A 20107-nucleotide genomic window follows, 5' to 3' on the forward strand; every position below is an offset into this window, starting at 1 on the left:
CGTATGACTTCGCCGCAGCAGCTCTCGTTCCCACGTCAGCACGCCAGAACCCAGCGGTTCACCCTCGGTGCCCCGCGCTCGTTCACTGTTTCCCCGGACGGCGCGCGCGTGGTCTTCCTGCGCTCCGGATCCGGTACGGATCGCGTAAACCGCCTCTGGGTACAGAATCTCGGCGACCCGGACGGGGAGGCCCGGATCGCCGCCGATCCCGAGGTACTGCTGAGCGGCGCGCGGGAGCACCTGTCGGCCGAGGAGCAGGCGCGGCGGGAACGGTCACGAGAGGGCTCTGGAGGCATCGTCGGGTACGCGGTGGACGCGGAGGCCGAACTCGCCGCGTTCGCCCTCTCAGGGCGCCTCTACGCGGTCGGGCTGCGGGCCGGGGAGCCGCGCCGGCTCACCGTTCCCGGTCCGGTGCTCGACCCCCGGCCCTCGCCGGACGGCCGGCACATCGCGTACGTGGCCCACGGCGCGCTCCGGGTGACGGGCGCGGACGGCGAGGGGGACCGGGAGCTGGCGGGGCGCGCGGAGGGCGAGGGTGCCGATGTCGCCTACGGTCTCGCGGAGTTCATCGCGGCCGAGGAGATGAGCCGCTCGCGCGGCTTCTGGTGGTCCCCCGACTCCGACCGGCTGCTGGTCGCGCGGGTCGACACGGCGGAGGTGCGGCGGTGGTGGATCAGCGACCCCGCGCATCCGGACCGGGAGCCGGTCCGGATCGCCTACCCGGCGGCCGGCACGCCCAACGCCGATGTGCGGCTCCTCCTCGTCGGCCTGGACGGATCGCGGACGGAGGTGGTCTGGGACCGGGCCCGCCACCCGTATCTGGCGCGGGTGCACTGGTCGGCGGCGGGCGCGCCGCTGCTGCTGGTGCAGAGCCGTGACCAGCGCGAGGCCGTGTATCTGGCGGTGGACCCCGCCACCGGCGCCACCACCCCCGTGCACCGGGACGAGGACGCGGCGTGGCTGGAGCTGTTCGCCGGGGTGCCCGCCTGGGCGCCGGACGGGCGGCTGGTCCGGATCGCCGACGAGGGCGGCGCGCGGGTCCTGGTGGTCGGCGACCGGCCGCTGACCGGGGCGCGGTTGCACGTGCGCGCGGTGCTGGACATCGGCGAGCGGGATGTGCTGGTCTCGGCGTCGGCGGGTGAGGAGGCCGAGGCTCCCGAGACCGGTGAGATCCATGTGTACCGGGTGAACGAGCTGGGCGTCGAGCGGCTCTCGGCGGGTGCGGGGGTGCACACGGCCGTCCGTACGGGCGCGGTGACCGTCCTGGTGTCCGCGCGGCCGGACACCTCCGGGGCCCGCGTGCGGGTGCTCAGGGAGGGCCGGCGGCCGGTCGCGATCGACTCGTACGCCGAGACGCCGGTGCTCACGGCGCGTCCGCGACTCACCGAGGCCGGCCCCCGGCGCATCCCGTGCGCCGTCCTGCTGCCCCGCGGCCACCAGGAGTCGGACGGCCCGCTTCCGGTCCTGCTCGACCCCTACGGCGGCCCGCACGGGCAGCGGGTGGTCGCCGCGCAGAACGCCTATCTGACCTCGCAGTGGTTCGCCGACCAGGGGTTCGCGGTCCTCGTCGCGGACGGCCGGGGCACGCCGGGGCGCTCCCCCGGCTGGGAGAAGGCCGTGCACCGCAATCTGCTGCTCACGCTGGACGACCAGGTCGAGGCGGTCCAGGAGCTGGCCGGGCGGTTCCCGTTCGACACCGGCCGGGTGGCGATCCGCGGCTGGTCGTACGGCGGCTATCTCTCCGCGCTCGCGGTGCTGCGCCGCCCGGACGTCTTCCACGCGGGCGTCGCGGGCGCCCCGGTGAGCGATCTGCGGCTCTACGACACCCACTACCAGGAGCGCTATCTCGGCACCCCGCAGGACGAGCCGGAGGTGTACGCGGCCCATTCGCTGGTCACGGACGACGGCCTGTCGGCTCCGGAGAACCCGGCGCGGCCTCTGATGATCATCCATGGGCTGGCCGACGACAACGTGGTGGTGGCGCACTCGCTGAAGCTGTCGGCGGCGCTGCTCGCCGCGGGCAGGCCGCACGAGGTGCTGCCGCTGACCGGCGTGACCCATATGACGCCGCAGGAACAGATCGCGGAGAATCTGCTGCTGCTCCAGGTCGACTTCCTGAAGCGGTCGCTGGAGATGAAGTAGCGGCGACGACGCGGCGCGTACCCGGTCTCCCCGGCTCCCCGGCTCCTCGGCCGGAGGGGGCGCACGGAACGGCGGAGGTACGGGCACACGGGCAACCGGCCGGCGCTCCTGGAAGCCCCGGCCGGTTCACGGCACCCGCACGGCCGTACGTCATTCAGATTGCCGGGTCCGTATATCGGTGACGGGTCGGCGAAGTTGCCTGCGTGTTAAAGAAATTGGTGCGCTTTATCCGTCTTCGCCTCGCTCCGGGGCGGTCGGTGCGACCGGCCGCTCCGCCGCGAAATGACACGCCGAAGGGTGCGCGGCGGGACCGCCCTCACGGCGGAAGACCTCCGGCACCGCCAGCTCCGGCACCTCCACCACGCACCGCTCCCGCGCCTTCCAGCAGCGGGTACGGAACCGGCACCCGGACGGCGGGTTGGCCGGGGACGGAACATCACCCGAAAGAATGATCCGATCGCGGTGCTCGCGCGCCGTGGGATCGGGCAGCGGCACCGCCGAGAGCAGCGCCTGTGTGTAGGGATGCGTCGGATGGTCGTAGATCTCCTCGTCCGAGCCGATCTCCGCGAGCCGGCCCAGGTACATCACGCCGACCCGGTCGGAGATGTGCCGGACGATCGACAGGTCGTGGGCGATGAAGATGTAGGAGAGCCCGAACTCGCCCTGGAGCTTCTCCATCAGATTGATGACCTGCGCCTGGACGGAGACGTCGAGGGCCGAGACCGGCTCGTCCGCGACGATGATCTCGGGCTGGAGCGCGAGGCCCCGGGCGATGCCGATGCGCTGGCGCTGGCCGCCGGAGAACTGGTGCGGATAGCGGTTGATGTACTCCGGGTTGAGCCCGACGACGTCCAGCAGCTCCCGGACCTTGCGCCGCCGGTCGCCCTTGGGCGCCGCCTCGGGGTGGATCTCGTACGGCTCGCCGATGATGTCGCCCACCGTCATCCGGGGGTTGAGCGAGGTGTACGGGTCCTGGAAGACCATCTGGATGTTGCGGCGGACCGCTTTGAGCGCCCGTCCCGACAGCCGGGTGATGTCCTCGCCCTTGTAGCGGATCACCCCGGAGGTGGGCCGCTCCAGGTTCACCAGCATCTTGGCCACGGTCGACTTGCCGCAGCCGGACTCCCCCACGACGCCCAGGGTCTCGCCCGGCGCCAGATCGAAGGAGACCCCGTCGACGGCCCGGACCGCGCCGATCTGCTTGCGGTAGAGGATGCCCCGGGTCAGCGGGAAGTGCTTGACCAGGTCCCGTACCTCCAGGATGGGTTCGGCGGCGGGTGCGGCCGGTGTGGCGGCGGCCGGGGCGGGGTCAGCCATCGCGCGTCTCCTTCCAGAAGAAACAGGCGCTGCGCCGGCCCTCTCCGGCTTCGAACAGCGGCGGCACATCCGTACGGCACACGTCCTGGGCCATCGGGCAGCGGGGGTTGAAGGCGCAGCCGGGCGGGATGTTCAGCAGGCTCGGCGGCAGCCCCTTGATCGCGTACAGCTCGCGGCCCTTCTGGTCCAGCCGCGGGATCGACTCCAGCAGCCCCCGGGTGTACGGGTGGGCGGGTGCCTTGTAGATGTCGTGCACGGGGGCGGTCTCCACGATCCGGCCCGCGTACATCACGGCGATCCGGTCGGCGACATCGGCGACGACGCCCAGGTCGTGGGTGATCAGGATGAGTCCCATGTCCAGCTCGCGCCGGAGTTCGGCGAGCAGTTCCATGACCTGGGCCTGGACCGTCACGTCCAGGGCGGTGGTCGGCTCGTCCGCGATGATCAGGGCGGGTTCCAGGGCGAGCGCCATGGCGATCATGATGCGCTGGCGCATCCCGCCGGAGAACTGGTGCGGGTAGTCGTCCACCCGCTCCTCGGCGGCCGGGATACGGACCCGGTCCATCAGCTCGACGGCCTTGGCCCGCGCCCGCCTGCGGTTCATCCCCCGGTGGACGATGAACATCTCACCGAGCTGGGCGCCCACGGTGAGGACGGGGTTGAGCGAGGACAGCGCGTCCTGGAAGATCATCGCCATCTGGGCGCCGCGGATCCTGCGCCGCTGGTCCTCCTTGAGCGGGAGCAGGTCCCGGCCCTGGAAGAGCACCTCGCCGCCGGTGATCCGGCCGGGCGGCGAGTCCAGAATCCCCATGATGGCCTGGGCGGTGACGGACTTGCCGGAGCCCGACTCCCCCAGCACGGCGAGCGTCTCACCCGCCGCGACCGAGTACGTCACGCCGTTGACGGCCCTGGCGACTCCTTCGCGGGTGTGGAACTCCACCTGGAGATCGCGTACTTCGAGCAGCATGGACGCACTCCTCAGCGCAGCTTGGGGTCGAGGGCGTCGCGTACCGCGTCGCCGAGCATGATGAACGCGAGTACCGTCACGGCCAGCGCGCCGGCCGGCCAGAGCAGCATGTGCGGGGCGTTGCGGATGTACGGGGAGGCGTCCGAGATGTCGATCCCCCAGGAGACGGTCGGCGGTTTGAGGCCGACGCCGAGATACGAGAGGGTCGCCTCCAGCGCGATGAACGTGCCGAGCGCGATGGTCGCCACGACGATCACCGGCGCGATGGCGTTGGGCAGGACGTGCCGCAGCATCATCCGGGGGTTGGAGGCGCCGAGGGCCCGGGCCGCCTGGACGAAGTCGTTCTGCTTGACGGTGATGACGGAACCGCGGGCGATCCGGGAGATCTGCGGCCAGCCGAGCAGCACCATGAAGCCGATCACCGGCCAGACGGTGGAGCTGGTGACGACGGACAGCAGCACCAGCCCGCCGAGGACCACCGGGATGCCGAAGAAGATGTCGGTGATCCGGGAGAGGATCGCGTCCCAGAATCCGCCGAAGAACCCGGCGAGACCGCCGAGGACGGAGCCGACGACGGCGACGCCGAGGCTGGCCAGCACACCGACCACCACCGAGGTCCTGGCGCCGTACACGGTACGGGTGTAGACGTCGCAGCCCTGTCCGTTGAAGCCGAAGGGGTGGCCGGGCTGGGATCCCTGCTGGGCCTTGGCGAGGTCGCAGGAGAGCGGGTTGCCGTCGGCGATCAGCGAGGGCCAGATCGAGATGATCACCAGGAAGGCGATGATCAGTCCCGAGACGATGAAGACGGGGCTGCGCCGCAGGTCCCGCCAGGCGTCCGACCACAGACTGCGCGGCCGGGCCTCGGGCCCGCCGCCGCCGGGGCCTTCGGGGCCCCGCTCCAGGGTGCCCCCTTCGCTGGTGGCGAGGTCCATCGCACCGCCGGCGCCGGTCGGCGCGATGGATTCGTGGCTGCTCTCGGGGCGGGGCCCCTGCGGCTCAGGCATACCGGATCCTCGGGTCGAGCACGGCGTAGAGCAGGTCGACCAGCAGGTTCGCCAGGAGGAAGACGATGACGAGCACGGTCACGAAGCCGACGACGGTCTGGGTGTTCTGGCGCAGGATGCCCTGGTAGAGCTGGAAGCCGACGCCGTGGATGTTGAAGATCCGCTCGGTGACGATCGCCCCGCCCATCAGCGCGCCGATGTCCGTGCCGATGAAGGTGATCACCGGGATCAGCGAGTTGCGCAGCAGGTGCCGGGTGATCACCCGGTGGCGCGGCAGCCCCTTGGCGATGGCCGTACGGACATAGTCGGAGCGGACGTTCTCGGCGATCGAGGACCGGGTCAGCCGGGTGACGTACGCGAGGGAGGTCGAGGCGAGTACCAGTCCCGGCAGGATCAGTTCGTCGAGCGGCGCCGCGGCGGAGACGGACGGCTCGATGACGTGCCAGGTGACGCCGAACAGCAGCTGTGCCAGCAGGCCGGTGACGAAGGTCGGAACGGCGATGACGACCAGGGTCAGCAGCAGCACGGAGGTGTCGATCGGCCGGCCCCGGCGCAGCCCCGTGACCACGCCGAAGATGATCCCGACGATGATCTCGAAGATGATGGCGACGACGGTCAGGCGGATGGTGATCGGGAAGGCGGTGGCCATCAGGTCGATGACCTTCTGGCCGTTGAAGGCGGTGCCGAAGTCCCCGGAGAAGACATGGCCCATGTAGGTGAGGTATTGCTGCCAGACGGGCTTGTCGAGGCCGAAGTCCTTGCGCAGCTGGGCCTCGGTGGCCGGATCGCACTGGCGGTCGCCGCAGAGTCCGGCGATGGGGTCGCCCATCACATTGACCATGAGGAAGATCAGCAGGGTGGCGCCGATGAAGACGGGGATCATCTGCAGCAGGCGCCGGATCACATAACGTCCCATGAACGGCTCCAGGGGTCGTGGTGGCGGGGGCGCCGGACCGTCGGGGCCCTGTCGTCCGCCGGCGTCAGCTGACCTTGATCTCGTTGTAGACGGGAACGCTGAACGGGTTCAGTTCGACATGGGAGACCCGGTCCGAGTACCCGGCGCTGCCGTTCTGGTACCAGAGCGGGATGGCCGCCATCTGGTCCCGGACGACCCCTTCGGCCTGCTGGAACTTCTGGATCGCCGTCTTGGTGTCGGTGTCGGCGTTGGCCTCGTTGACCAGTCTGTCGAACTGGGGGTCGCTCCACTTGCCGTCGTTGGACGAGGCGTTGGTGTAGTAGAACGGCTGGAGGAAGTTCTGGATGAGCGGGTAGTCCATCTGCCAGCCCGCCCGGAACGGTCCGGTGAGCTTCTGCTGGCCGATCTGGTTGCGGAAGTCGGCGAAGGTGCCGACCGGGCTGCCCACGCACGATCTGTCGTTGCCGAGCGTGTTGTTGATGCTGTTGCAGACGGCGTCGACCCATTCCTTGTGGGAGCCGGTGTCGGCGTTGTACGTGATCTTGAGCCGGCCGCCCGGGATACCGCCGCCCTCGCTGACCAGCTTCTTCGCGGCGGCCGGGTCGTAGTCGCACGCCTTGCCGCAGAGCCCCGCCTTGTAGCCGCCGCTCGCGCCGAGGACCGGGGAGGTCCAGTCGGTGGCCGGGGTGCGGGTCTTCTGGAAGATGGTGTCGGTGATCTGCTTGCGGTTGATCGCCATGGAGAGCCCGGTGCGGACCTTGACGGCCCCCGGGGTGTTCCACGCCTTGTCGTAGTAGGGGAAGGCGAGCGTCTGGATGATGCCGGCCGGGGTGTTGATGTAACGGCCGTTCAGGTCGGCCTTCGCGTTCTTCAGCTGGGCGGCCGGAACGTCGTCGACAAGGTCCAGATTGCCCGCGACCAGGTCCGTGTACGCGGTGTTGTTGTCGGTGTAGACCTGGAGGTCCACCCCGCCGTTCCGGGCCTTGTCGGGCCCCGGGTACTCCTTCCAGGTGCGCAGCGACATCTGGGAGCCCTTGGCGTAGCTCCGCACCGTGTACGGGCCGTTGCCGATGGGCTTGGCGAGCCAGGCCGCGTGGTGGTCGTAGAAGGCCCTGGGCAGCGGCGCGAAGGCCGCGTACCCGAGGGTGTCCGGCCAGGTGGAGAAGCGCTGCGACAGCTTGACGGTGAAGGTCCGGGGGCCGGTGACCTTCAGCCCCGAGAGCGTCTGGGCGGTGGGCTGGCCCGTGTCCGGGTGGACCTTGGCGTATCCGTCGATGTACTGGAAGAAGTACGCGTTCTTCTGGTTGTTCTTGAGGTTGGCGCCGTAGTTCCACGCGTCCACGAAGGACTTCGCCGTGACCTTCTCGCCGTTGCTGAAGGTCCAGCCCTCCTTGACGGTGACGGTGAAGTCGGTCGAGTCCTTGGTGTCGATCCTCTCGGCGAGCGCGTTCTCGGCCTTGCCGGTCTTCGGGTTGTACCGCTTCAGTCCCCGGAAGATCATGTCGAGGACCTTGCCGCCCTGGACCTCGTTGGTGTTCGCCGGTTCCAGGGGGTTCTGCGGATCGCCCCACGACGAGCGCACCACACCATCGGCACCTCCACCCCCGCTGTCACCGCTCCCCCCACCACCGCAGCCGGTGGCCGCCAGAGCGACGGCCACCGCGCATGCGGCCCACTTGGCGTGCGTAGCGGCTCCGCGCATCGATGTGCCTCCTCGTCAGACGCGAGTCCTCCTGCCTCCCAAATACACCCCATACGGTGATGAACCGCACCTTTATGGCGACTGTACGAGCGGTCGAACGGCAGCCGTCCCGGTACGGCGGCCGTGCCGTCGGGCAGTACGTCAAGCGGTCCCGCCGCGCCCCGGCCGAGGTCCAGGTGGTCCCGCGCTCGACGGGACCCGCGGCCCCGGCCCGCCCTTCGTCACCCTTTCGCAGTAGACGTCCGCGCCCGTGCCGGGCCGGCCCTGTGCGCGGTCGGTGAGGGCCCCCCGGTGGCGCGCCGGATCCCCGGCCGCCTCGATGTACGGGTTCCTCCCGGCGGCGCTCCCACGAAACGGCGCACGCGAAAGGGCCCGCGCCCCGGGACATCCCCGGGCGCGGGCCCTTCTCGTACCACCGACGGATCACTCCCCGTCGGACAGCCCCTCCATCGACGCCAGCGCCGGGTCCAGGACGACGTCCTCGCGGCGCGCCTCGATCGAGGGCTCCTCCGGGAAGTGGCAGGCCGTCAGGTGCCCGCCGGCGCTGTCCGAGAGCTGGACCAGCGGCGGCTCCTCCGTCGCGCACTTGTCCTGCGCCTTCCAGCAGCGCGTACGGAACCGGCAGCCGGACGGCGGCATGATCGGCGAGGGGACGTCACCGGCGAGCCGGATCCGCTCCCGCTTGTCCCGGTCGATGTCCGTCTCGGGCACGGCCGACAGCAGGGCGTGGGTGTACGGGTGACGCGGCCGGTTGTACAGGGAGTCGCGGTCCGCGACCTCCACCACCTTGCCCAGGTACATCACGGCGACGCGCTCCGAGAAGTGCCGCACGATGGCCAGGTCGTGGGCGATGAAGACGAAGGCGATCCCCAGGTCCCGCTGGAGGCCCTGGAGCAGGTTGATGACCTGGGCCTGGATGGAGACGTCGAGCGCCGAGACCGGCTCGTCCGCCACGATCAGCTTCGGCTCCAGGGCGAGCGCGCGGGCGACCCCGATGCGCTGGCGCTGACCGCCGGAGAACTCGTGCGGGAAGCGGTTGTAGTGCTCCGGGTTGAGACCGACGATCTCCAGCAGCTCCCGCACCCGCGCCTCACGGCCGCCGGCCGGCTTGATGCCGTTGATCTCCATCGGGCTGGAGATGATCGTGCCGACCGTCTGCCTCGGGTTCAGCGAGGCGTAGGGGTCCTGGAAGATCATCTGGATCTCGGACCGGATCGGCGCCAGCTGCTTGCGGCCCGCGTGCGTGATGTCCTGGCCGTTGTACGTGATGGTGCCGCCGGTCGGCTCCATCAGCCGGGTGAGCAGCCGCCCGGTGGTCGACTTCCCGCAGCCCGACTCGCCCACCAGGCCCAGGCTCTCGCCCGGGTAGACGCTCATGGTGACGCCGTCGACGGCCTGGACCGCGCCGACCTTCCGTTTGATCGGAAAGCCGCCGTAGATGGGGAAGTGTTTGGTCAGCCCCTTCACTTCGAGCAGCGGCTCGGCCGAGGTCGAGGCGGATGCGGAGGCGGAACCGCGCTGCGGCGAAATTCCGGCGGCGGCGGTAGTGGTCTTGTTCTTCTCGCTCATGGTCATAGCCCCAGTTGCCGGTACATCAGCCCAGCCGGGGCTGAATCTTCTCGATGAATACCTGCTGCTTGCGGTCCGCGGTCAGATGGCAGGCGGAGCCGCGCCCTGCGGGCAGCAGCGGGCGCTCGTTCAGGCAGCGGCCGCCGTCGACCAGGTCGACGTAGTCGCAGCGCGGGTTGAACGCGCACCCGGTGGGCGGGTTCAGCAGGCTGGGCGGGGTGCCCGGAATGGGCCGCAGCGGCTCGTCCACATCGGAGTTGAGCCGCGGCATCGAGCCGAGCAGACCCCAGGTGTACGGGTGCTGCGGCGCCTTGAGCACCTCGCGTACGGAACCCCGCTCGACGGCCCGGCCCGCGTACATCACCAGCAGGTCGTCGGCGAAGTTGGCCACGACGCCGAGGTCATGGGTGATCAGGATGATCGCGGAGCCGAACTCCTGCTGGAGGTCCTTGAGCAGGTCGAGGATCTGCGCCTGGACGGTCACGTCGAGGGCCGTGGTCGGCTCGTCGGCGATCAGCAGCTCGGGGTTGCACACCAGCGACATGGCGATCATGGCGCGCTGGCGCATACCGCCGGAGAACTGGTGCGGGTAGTCGTCGACGCGGTTCTTGGGGTCGGGGATGCCGACCTTGCCGAGCATCTCGATGGCCCGCGCGCGGGCCTCCTTCTTGCTCGCGCCGGTGTGCTTCATGTACGGCTCGCCGATCTGGCGGCCGACGGTGTAGTACGGCGACAGGGCGGTCAGCGCGTCCTGGAAGATCATCGCCATCTTGTTGCCGCGGAGCTTCTCCAGCTCCCTGCCCGAGACGTCCGTCAGGTCCTGGCCGTCCAGCAGGATCTCGCCCTGGATGTCGGTGTTCTGCGGGTTGTGCAGACCCAGGACGGACAGGTTGGTCACGGACTTGCCCGAACCCGACTCCCCGACGATACCGAGCGTCTTGCCGCGTGCCAGGTCGAAGGAGAGCCCGTCGACGGCCTTGACGATGCCGCCCTCGGTGGAGAAGTGGACCCGCAGGTCGCGCACCGAGAGAAACGCGTCCGATCCGGTGGGGGCGGCGGCGTCCTCGGTCTTGGTGAGTGTGGTCACGGTCGTTCTCCTAGGACAGACGCACGCGCGGGTCGATGACGGCGTACATGGCGTCCACGATGACGTTGAAGAAGAGGATGAAGGCGGCGCTGACGATCATCACGCCCATGGTCAGCGGCAGGTCCTTGAGGATGACCGAGTCACGGGCGAGCCGGCCGATACCCGGCAGCCCGAAGGTGATCTCCGTGACCATGGCACCGCCGAAGAGCGCGCCGAGGTCCATGCCGAGGATGGTGACGATCGGGATCAGCGAACCGCGCCAGGCATAGCGGAAGAAGACGTAGCGGCTGCCCATGCCCTTGGCACGGGCCGCTCTGACGTGCTCCTCCTGAAGCTGTTCGATCATGGTCGACCGGGACATACGCGTGTAGTTGGCGGTGAAGATCACCGACATCACGAGCCAGGGGATCAGCAGACCCATGAACCAGCCGCTCGGGCTCTCGGTGAACGGAACCCACTTGGGCTTGTCCAGCCAGCCGGTGCTGTAGACGAAGAGGCCGAGGACGACCGGGCCGAGGAAGTAGATCTGCATCGAGCTGAGCACCAGCGAGGCGGAGCTGAACACCTTGTCGATGTAGGTGCCCTTCTTCCACGCCGCGATCATGCCCGCGCTCAGGCCGACGATCAGGAAGACGATCAGTCCGCCCACGGAGAGGGAGGCCGTCAGCGGGAAGCGGTCGACGATCGTGTCCCAGACCGGCTGCTGGTTCGCGAAGGAGACACCGAAGCAGGGGGCCGCGCAGTGGCCGACGGCGAAGTCGCGGCCGGCGAAGATGCCGACCATGAAGTTCCAGAACTGCACCGTCACGGGCTTGTCGAGGCCGAGGTTCTGGTGGATGACAGCCAGCGCGTCCGGAGTGCAGTTCTTGCCGCAAGCGAGCAGGGCCGGGTCCTGCGGGATCGCGAAGAACATGAAGAACGTGACGGCACTGATCAGAAACAGTGTCAGAACCGCGCCGAACGTCCGGCGCAGAAGGAATTGAAGCATGGCTGGTCGCTGCTCTCAGGACGGCGGCTGTGAGGGGGTCGAGAGGAGAGGATCGGCGGCCCGGGGGTGCGCACTCCGCCGTGTGCGCACCCCCGGGACCTGCCTACGCGGTGCTTACTTCTTCAGGAACAGACGCGTCACGTCGACGTAGCTGGAGTCCGACGAGTAGCGCGCGCCGCCCACGTTGGAGCCGACGAGCTGGAACACCTTGGTGTAGTAGATCGGCGCGGCCGGGTTGATGCGCTCGACGATGTCGTGGTGCAGGGCGGTCCACGCCTTCTGCGCCTCGGCCGGGTCGGTGAGCTTCAGGACGCGGGCGATCTCCTTGTTGACCTTCTCGTCGTCGATGTGCGAGTAGATCGAGGAGCCGTCCTGGAGCTGCGTGCCGTCGTACAGCGGCGGAATGACGGTGGAGGCGGACGGCCAGTCCTGGCCCCAGCCCGTCATGTAGAGGTCAAGACCGTTGTCGACCTTGCCGACCTGCTCGTACCAGGTGGCCGAGTCGATCTCCTTCTTGACGACCTCCAGGCCGATCGCCTTCAGCCGGTCGGCGATCACGACGGCCTGCTGCTGGCGGACCGGGGTGTTGGCGTACGCGTAGATGACCTTCTTGCCCTCGGCGCCGGCTTCCTTGATCAGCGCCTTGGCCTTCTCGACGTCACCGTTGGGCTTGGCCTTCTTGCCGAACGGGTCGTAGTCGTCCTCGTAGCCCGGAGTGGTCGGGGACATCAGACCGGTCGCGGTCTCGCCACCGTAGGCGCCGCCGTCGAGCTTGTAGATCTGGGCGCTCGGCATCGCGAACGCGATGGCGTCGCGGACCTTCTTGTCCTTCATCCGGTCCAGGTTGAAGTTGAGCTGCCAGACGTAGGGCGCGTAGCCCTCGACCGTGCGCTTCTTCGCCTCGGGGTCGGAGACCACGTTGCGGACCTGGTTGGTGGCGACCTGACCGGTGAACATCGTGGCGTTCTTGGCCTCGCCGCGGTCGGCCAGGATGGTCTTGGTCTGGTCGTCCTTGTCGTGGTTGAACTCGATGTTCCAGCCGTCGACGTACTGGTGGCGGACCGAGTCGGTCTTCGGGTCCCAGTTGGTGTTCTTGACGAGCGTCATCGACTTGCCGGGCTTGAAGTCGGAGATCTTGTACGGGCCGGTGGAGACCGGGGCCGTGTCGTACTTCTCCTTGGTGTCCGTCTTCTCCGGCACGACGGAGTAGCCGGGCATCGCGAGCGCCTGCGGCAGGTCGGGCTGCGGGGTCTTGAACTTGAAGACGATGGTCTTCGCGTCCGGGGTCGCCAGGACCGAGTCCGGCAGGTGCTTGCCCTTGTACGGACCGTCCGGCAGCGCCTTGCGGTACGTGGTGCCGGAGCCGGAGAGCCACTGCTGGATGTAGGTCGGGCCGTCCGTCATGAACGGCGCGTACAGCCGCTCGACGGAGTGGCGGATGTCCTTCGACGTGATCGCGGAACCGTTCTGGTCCTTCAGGCCGTCCTTGAGCGTGAAGGTCCAGGTCTTGCCGCCGTCGGACTCCTTGCCGGAGTCGGTGGCCAGGTCACCGACGACGGTCATCTTGCCGTCGTCGCCTTCCAGGTACTGGGTCAGACCGCGCTGGAGCAGTCGGTCGAGCGTCTTGGCGTCGCTGACGTAGCTCTGTCCCGGGTCCAGGTGCGAGAAGTCCGTCTCCTGGTAGACGGAGATGGTTCCGCCGGACTTCGCGCCGGTGACCTCGGCAGCCGGGCCGGTGGACGCCTTCGCGTCACCGTAGGAGACGGCCGCCGACTGCTTGGCGGCGTCGTCCTTGCTCTTGCCCGTGTCCTTGGTGCCGCTGTCGCTGTTGCCGCCGCAAGCGGTCAGCGCGAGCGAGCCGGCCGCCAGGGCGACGACGACAGCGCGTGTCTTGCGCGTGCCAAAGATGCTCATGGTGATGAGTACCTATCTGTCAGTAGTGATCCAACTGTGCTGCCGGCGCGTCCGGTCCTGTACCGGCGCCCGGGGGCAGCCATCCCGCAACTGGACGTCAGCGTCCGGACTTCGGGTCGAATGCGTCTCGGACGGAATCGCCGAGGAGGTTGAACGCCACCACGAAGATGACCATGGCGACACCCGGGAAGAGCATGTAGAAGGGGTCCTGTTCGTAGATGTCCGCGCCCGTGGCGAACATCCGGCCCCAGTCCGGGGTGGGTTCGACGAAGCCGACACCCACGAAGGAGAGGAAAGCCACCGAGAGGATGGTGGACGGCAGCAGCAGAGTGCCCTGGACCAGGATCGGGGTGACCAGGTTGGGCAGGAGTTCCTTGCGGATGATGCGCCAGGGCGAGGCGCCGGCGATCTTCGCGGCCTCCACGAACTCCCGCTCGCGCAGGGAGAGGGTAGCGGCACGGATCAGGCGCGAGAGGCCCATCCAGCCCAGGATCGACAGCACAAGGATGATCGCGGTGGCCCGGAGGGCCGTGGGGGTCTCCTCGTCGGGCCGCACGAAGGCGGCCACCACAACCGGCATGGAGGCGATGAAGAACAGCTGGCTCGGGAAGCCGAGCAGGAAGTCGGTCAGCCGGCCGAGCCAGTAGTCGACCTTGCCGCCGTAGTATCCGCCGACCAGCCCGACCAGCACCCCGACGATGACCATCAGGAGCGTCGCGGCGAGCGCGGTGTAGATCGAGGTACGCATGCCGTAGACCAGCTGCATGAAGACGTCACGGCCGAGGTTCGGCTCGATGCCGAACCAGTGGTCGCCGGTGATGCCCCCCATGCTGCCGGTCGGCATGTTGAAGTCGTCGAGCAGGTCGAGGTTGTCCTGGCCGTACAGGGTGTAGGGATCCTTGCCGTACACCATCTTGATCACGGGCGCGAGAATCGCGACCACGAAGAAGAAGATGACGACGATGGCCGAAACAACCCCAGTACGGTCCCGCTTGAAGCGGCGCCACATCAACTGGCCGGGAGAGAGTCCGGCAGGCGTCTTGGCCTCGTGGGTCCCGGCGCCCGACGCGTTCTCCGCGTCGGGCAGGGCGGACGCCTCGGCGTCCTCGGTCTGTACTGGACTTGTCACGATCGCTCTTCCCCCAGGGGGATCACAACCGCGTGCCCGACCCATTTGGCGCTTACGGCACCACGCATGGGGTCCTCCTCATGAGTCCACTGGTCACTGCGAGAGGGGCACTGTCTACGCGCGCTGACACCCCTGACAGTGCGCTGTGCCGAGTACCCCTGGTGTGCTTCTGCTCGTGAGTCGGCGCGCCCCCCACAGCGCATGACCCATTGACGCGAGCTCAATGGCCAACTATTAAGTACGACCGGGCCGTAAACCACACTTAAAGTGTCTCGTTTTGGCAACATGCCATGTCGAGCCCGCCCGAAATACGGACAAAGCGAGCGCAGACAGACACCCGCGAAACGGACCGTTAACACATGTTCCGGAGAATCATGTTCGACATCCGGACGTTTGGCCAAGGAAAACCGGTTGCGCGGAGCGCTTCACGTCGGCCGGAAGACGGCGAGCGACGGGGTACGGGACGCCCTCCGGCCGGGCGGGTCCGCCGACGACCCCCGGGCGGCCACCACGAACGGCCCGGCCCGCTCCCCCGGTGGTGCGGGCGGGGAGCGGGCCGGGCCGTGGTCCTGCGGCGTCGTGGCGACGCCGGAGGATCAGCCGTGCTTGGCGCGGGAGGCGGCGCGGCCGCGGAGCTTCTGGTCGAGGACGACCTTGCGGATACGGACGGTCTCCGGAGTCACCTCGATGCACTCGTCGTCGCGGCAGAACTCCAGGGACTGCTCCAGCGACAGCTTCCTGGCCGGCACCACGTTCTCCGTGGTGTCGGCGGAGGCCGCACGCATGTTGGTGAGCTTCTTCTCCTTGGTGATGTTCACGTCCATGTCGTCGGCGCGCGAGTTCTCACCGACGATCATGCCCTCGTAGACCTCGGTGCCGGCCTCGGTGAAGATGACACCGCGCTCCTGGAGGTTGACCATGGCGAACGGCGTCACCGAACCCGAACGGTCCGCGACGAGCGAGCCGTTGTGGCGCGTGCGCAGCTCGCCGAACCACGGCTCGTGGCCCTCGAAGATGGAGTGCGCGATGCCGGTGCCGCGGGTCTGGGTCAGGAACTCCGTACGGAAGCCGATCAGGCCGCGCGACGGAACGATCCACTCCATGCGGATCCAGCCGGAGCCGTGGTTGGTCATCGTCTCCATGCGGCCCTTGCGGGTCGCCATCAGCTGGGTGATGGCGCCGAGGTGCTCCTCGGGGGAGTCGATCGTCATGCGCTCGATCGGCTCGTGCGTCTTGCCGTCGACCTGCTTGGTGACGACCTCCGGCTTGCCGACGGTCAGCTCGAAGCCCTCGCGGCGCATCTGCTCGACGAGGATGGCCAGCGCCAGCTCACCGCGGCCCTGCACCTCCCAGGCGTCCGGGCGCTCGGTGTCCAGGACGCGCAGCGAGACGTTACCGATCAGCTCGCGGTCGAGGCGGTCCTTGACCTGGCGGGCGGTGACCTTGTGGCCCTTGCCGCCCTTGCCGACCAGCGGCGAGGTGTTGGTCCCGATGGTCATCGAGATCGCCGGCTCGTCGACCGTGATCAGCGGCAGCGCGATCGGGTTCTCCGGGTCGGCCAGGGTCTCGCCGATCATGATGTCCGGGATACCGGCGATGGCGCAGATGTCGCCGGGGCCGGCCTTCTCCGCGGGCTTGCGGGTCAGGGCCTCCGTCATCATCAGCTCGGTGATGCGGACGTTGGACATGGTGCCGTCACGCTTGATCCAGGTGACGGTCTGGCCCTTCTTCAGCTCGCCCTGCTCGACGCGGCACAGCGCGATACGGCCGAGGAAGTTGTCGGCGTCCAGGTTGGTGACGTGCGCCTGGAGCGGCGCCTCCTCGTCGTACTCCGGGGCCGGGACGTGGCCCAGGATCGTGTTGAAGAAGGGCTCCAGGTTCTCGCTGTCGGCCGGGACCGTGCCGTCCTCGGGCTTGGTCAGCGAGGCGATGCCGTCCCGCGCGCAGGCGTAGACGATCGGGAACTCGATCTGCTCCTCCGTCGCGTCCAGGTCCAGGAACAGGTCGTACGTCTCGTCGACGACCTCGGCGATCCGGGAGTCGGGGCGGTCGGTCTTGTTGATGCAGAGGATGACCGGCATCTTCGCCGAGAGAGCCTTGCGGAGCACGAAGCGGGTCTGCGGAAGCGGGCCTTCCGAGGCGTCGACCAGCAGCACGACGGCGTCCACCATCGACAGACCGCGCTCGACCTCACCACCGAAGTCGGCGTGGCCGGGGGTGTCGATGATGTTGATCGTGATCGGGTCGCCACCGGTCTTCGGGTGGTACTTCACGGCCGTGTTCTTGGCCAGGATCGTGATGCCCTTCTCACGCTCCAGGTCGTTCGAGTCCATCATCCGGTCGTCGAGCTGCTCAGCGGCGTGCGCGGCGAAGGCGCCGGCCTGCTTCAGCATGGCGTCGACCAGAGTGGTCTTGCCATGGTCGACGTGGGCGACGATGGCGACGTTACGGATGTCGTGGCGCGTGGGCATGCTGGCTGGCGCTTCTCTCGATCGTGGGTGCGGCGTTGTTTTCCTCGTACGCCCGCCGGGCGGAGCGGCCACGGCTCGTCCCATGGTACGGGGCTGAGGCACCGGGGGCTTCCCGGCCCGATCGGAGAGGGGTGCGGTGGGGTGTGCGCGGGAGCGCCGCGCGGGTGGGGTGGTGAGGAGGAGCTGCCCGGGTCGTGGACGGATACGAGCTTGCCCGCCGGACGGGCCGGCGGGCAAGTCAATTGATGGGTTTCTGAGCTTGCGAGGCGCTCTTGACCTGCCTTTTCGTCTCCGGTTACGGCTTCGGCCCCGCGACCTTCGCCTGCTCTTCGCCCGTTCTTCTCACTTCTTCTTCGGGTCCTGGAGATCCGGGCCCGAGGCGCCGGCCTTCCGGTAGCCGATGTCCTGGTAACGCGGTGTCTCGAAGCCGAAGGCGCCCGCGTTCCGCAGCGCCGGTTTCACGGCCACCAGCTGCGGGCGCTGGTAGAGGGGGATGGATCCGGCGGCGGCCCAGATACGGGCGTCGGCCTGCCTGACCAGGTCGCGGGCCTTGCCCTCGTCCAGCTCGGAGGCCGCGTGCTCGAAGAGCTGGTCGATGTGGTTGGTGCCGACGCGGGTGTAGTTCTGCTCCACCAGCAGCGATCCGTCGCTGGCGGGTACGGGCTTGGCGTAGATCGGCCGGCCGTCGGTCGCCGGGTAGGCGGTGGCGGGCCAGGAGTAGAGGGCCAGGTCGTAGTCGCCGGAGGCGATGTGGTCCTTGAAGTAGCTGTCGTCGGAGACCTTGGTGATCTCCGTGGCGATCCCGATGCGGTCCAGCATCCGTGAGATGCGCTCGCCGACGGCGCGCAGCGACTCGCCGCCCTCGCCGGCGGGCAGGACGAAGCGGAGGGTCAGCGGCTTGCCGTCCTTGCCGAGCGGTCCGCCCTGCGGGACGGCTCCCGAGGCTCCGGGGGCGGGGGCGGCCGTGCCGCGCGGGGCGTAGGCGCCCGCCATGCCGCCGGGCTTCTTGTCGTTGCTGTCCTGGGCGGCGTTCACCCTCTGGTCGCGGTCCTCGGAGTCGTCGGCGCGGACCGCCTGGTGGAGCAGCGCGACGCCTTGGACGGCGGCGTTACGGGCGGGGGCGAGGACATGGACGGCGGACTCGGGGCGCGGGCCGGACTGGCGGGGCTTGTCGTCGCCGACGATGTACGTGCCCTCGTCGGACGCGGCGTCGGAGAGGGGGTCGGAGGCGGCGGCCGAGCCGGTACCGGAAGCGGAGGATCCGCCCTTGTCCTGCGACTTCTCGTCCTTCTTCTCGTCCTTGGTCCCGTCCTCCGACTCGTCCGAGGACTCGTCCTTCTTCTTCCCGGCCTTCGTGCCCTCCCCCTCGCTGCCGGCCTTGGTGCCGTCGTCGGCCTTCTTGCCGGCCCCGCCCGGCGTCCAGCCCGCGTCCGCCAGCAGTGCCTGCGCCTCCTGGGTGTCCTGCTTGCCGAGCGCGCGGCTGCTGTCCGCGTACGCCTGCTGTCCGAGCAGCGCCAGGTGGCTGCCCGGTGGCCTGGCCGGCAGCCCGAGCGGCTTGAGCACCGTGTCGGCCAGCTCCTGTCGGTCCAGCGCGCGGGCCACGGCGCGCCGTACCCGCTCGTCGGCGAGCGGGCCGGACTCGCCGTTCAGGGCGAGCTGCGTGTAGGCGGGCTCCAGCGACTTCCGGACGGCGTAGCCGCTCAGCCCCTTCTGCTCCCGGGCGTACTTCCGCACCGCCTCGGCGCTCCGCTCCCTGGCCTCCTGGGCCGCCTCGGCCTTCTCGTCGTCCGAACCGTTGGCCTCCGCCCAGGAGCGGAGGGCGGAGGCCGGGGTGATCTCGGCGCCGGGACCGTGCGTGAGCGGTCGCGCTCCACCCGATCCCTTGTCCTCGTGCGCCAGGGCGATGCGTTTGGCCGATCCGCTGTCGATCTCCGCGATGTCGAGCCTGCCGTCGGCGAGCGCGGCCGCGCGCTTGCCCCTGGGCACGGCGCTCAGCACGACCGAGTCGAGCTTGGCGGGCTCGCCCCACCAGCGGGGATTGCGGACGAGCACGGTCTCCTTGGCCTTCCGGTCCACCTTCTTGACCTGGAAGGGGCCCGCCGTGGCCTTCAGTGCCTTGCGCGCTCCGTCGTTGAAGGCGTTGGGCGTCCCCGTCACGTCCTTGGGGTAGAGGGGGCTGAAGAGGGACTTCCAGTCCGCGTACGGCTTGGCGAAGGTGACCCGGACCTCCAGGTTGTTCGCGCCGCGCTCGATCTTCTCGATCCGCTCGTACCCGGCGTTGCGCGCCGTCCAGTACGCGGAGTCCTTGCCGCGCAGCGCGCGCCACTGGGCGACGAAGTCCGGCGCCCCGATCTCCCGGCCGTCGCTCCACACCGCCTGCTGGTTGAGCTTGTAGAGCACGACCTGCTTGGGCTCGCGCTCGACGGTCTTCGCGGACTCCAGGTAGTCCGGGTTGCTCCGGGGCCGGCCGCTGCGGTCGAGGGTGAAGAGGGACGGCAGTACGGCGTCGGCGATCCGGCCGGTCGTGCTGTCCGCGTCGGCCTGGAAGGTGTTGAGGGTGGCGGGCACGGTGTCGACCGCCCAGCGCACGGTTCCCCCCTGCTCGACCCACTTCCGCGCGGCGGGTGCGACATCGGGCGCCGCGGCGCCCTTGGCACCGTCCCCGTCGCTGTCCGAGGTGCACGCGGACAGGACGGGCAGGGCGAGGACACCGGTGGTGAGGAGCGCGACGGAGCGGAGCGTTCGGGAGCATGTCCTCCCGCGCGGGCCGACGTGGGACATGGCTGTTACCTCTTCGTCCTGTTTGTGGAATTTAGAGATGATCACACCTTTGCCCACCCACTGAAGGCGACCGAACGGGAACCGCCACGCAGACACGGCGGTACGGCCGCGAACGCCACC

The 20107-nt window shown here is 69.1% G+C and carries 13 protein-coding genes; 1 reads left to right on the plus strand and 12 read right to left on the minus strand.

The features are described from left to right. The first annotated feature begins 3 nt into the window (after positions 1 to 3). Positions 4 to 2142, plus strand: a complete 2139-nt coding sequence (locus tag ACFY6S_RS13405; RefSeq protein ID WP_388815401.1) for a prolyl oligopeptidase family serine peptidase — start codon at positions 4 to 6, stop codon at positions 2140 to 2142. Positions 2143 to 2367: 225 nt separating this feature from the next. Here the strand turns inward: ACFY6S_RS13405 and ACFY6S_RS13410 are convergent, their stop codons facing one another. From ACFY6S_RS13410 to ACFY6S_RS13465, 12 genes are all read right to left on the minus strand, one after another. Further along, positions 2368 to 3459, minus strand: coding sequence for an ABC transporter ATP-binding protein (locus tag ACFY6S_RS13410; protein ID WP_388815403.1), 1092 nt, complete (start codon positions 3457 to 3459; stop codon positions 2368 to 2370). Continuing rightward, positions 3452 to 4426, minus strand: coding sequence for an ABC transporter ATP-binding protein (locus ACFY6S_RS13415; RefSeq protein ID WP_388815405.1), 975 nt, complete (start codon positions 4424 to 4426; stop codon positions 3452 to 3454). The genes ACFY6S_RS13410 and ACFY6S_RS13415 overlap by 8 nt, the downstream gene beginning before the upstream one ends. Before the next feature lie 11 nt (positions 4427 to 4437). Continuing rightward, positions 4438 to 5430 (minus strand): ABC transporter permease, encoded by a 993-nt coding sequence (locus ACFY6S_RS13420; RefSeq protein ID WP_388815406.1) that lies wholly within the window; start codon positions 5428 to 5430, stop codon positions 4438 to 4440. Beyond that, complete coding sequence (locus ACFY6S_RS13425; RefSeq protein WP_388815408.1) at positions 5423 to 6346, minus strand: ABC transporter permease; 924 nt, start codon at positions 6344 to 6346, stop codon at positions 5423 to 5425. Before ACFY6S_RS13425 ends, ACFY6S_RS13420 begins: the two co-directional genes overlap by 8 nt. Positions 6347 to 6410: 64 nt before the next feature. Then, a complete protein-coding gene (locus ACFY6S_RS13430; RefSeq protein WP_388815410.1) occupies positions 6411 to 8048 on the minus strand; it encodes an ABC transporter substrate-binding protein in 1638 nt (545 codons plus the stop codon). Between the two features lie 423 nt (positions 8049 to 8471). Then, positions 8472 to 9617 carry an ABC transporter ATP-binding protein gene (locus ACFY6S_RS13435; RefSeq protein ID WP_388817889.1) on the minus strand — a complete coding sequence of 382 codons (1146 nt, stop codon included), beginning with the start codon at positions 9615 to 9617 and terminating at the stop codon, positions 8472 to 8474. 25 nt (positions 9618 to 9642) lie between these two features. Continuing rightward, complete coding sequence (locus ACFY6S_RS13440; RefSeq protein WP_388815412.1) at positions 9643 to 10704, minus strand: ABC transporter ATP-binding protein; 1062 nt, start codon at positions 10702 to 10704, stop codon at positions 9643 to 9645. 10 nt (positions 10705 to 10714) lie between these two features. Continuing rightward, positions 10715 to 11692, minus strand: coding sequence for an ABC transporter permease (locus ACFY6S_RS13445; protein ID WP_388815414.1), 978 nt, complete (start codon positions 11690 to 11692; stop codon positions 10715 to 10717). A gap of 114 nt (positions 11693 to 11806) precedes the next feature. Continuing rightward, positions 11807 to 13606 (minus strand): ABC transporter substrate-binding protein, encoded by a 1800-nt coding sequence (locus ACFY6S_RS13450; protein WP_388815416.1) that lies wholly within the window; start codon positions 13604 to 13606, stop codon positions 11807 to 11809. Between the two features lie 97 nt (positions 13607 to 13703). Further along, positions 13704 to 14735 carry an ABC transporter permease gene (locus ACFY6S_RS13455; RefSeq protein WP_388815418.1) on the minus strand — a complete coding sequence of 344 codons (1032 nt, stop codon included), beginning with the start codon at positions 14733 to 14735 and terminating at the stop codon, positions 13704 to 13706. Positions 14736 to 15331: 596 nt separating this feature from the next. Continuing rightward, a complete protein-coding gene (typA, locus tag ACFY6S_RS13460) occupies positions 15332 to 17206 on the minus strand; it encodes a translational GTPase TypA (RefSeq protein WP_388815420.1) in 1875 nt (624 codons plus the stop codon). Between the two features lie 342 nt (positions 17207 to 17548). Next, positions 17549 to 19987, minus strand: a complete 2439-nt coding sequence (locus ACFY6S_RS13465; protein ID WP_388815422.1) for an ABC transporter family substrate-binding protein — start codon at positions 19985 to 19987, stop codon at positions 17549 to 17551. Between the last annotated feature and the right edge of the window lie 120 nt (positions 19988 to 20107).

Origin of the sequence: Streptomyces sp. NPDC012835 (genome assembly GCF_042900885.1) — a bacterium.
In the GTDB taxonomy this organism is placed as follows: Bacteria; Actinomycetota; Actinomycetes; order Streptomycetales; family Streptomycetaceae; genus Streptomyces.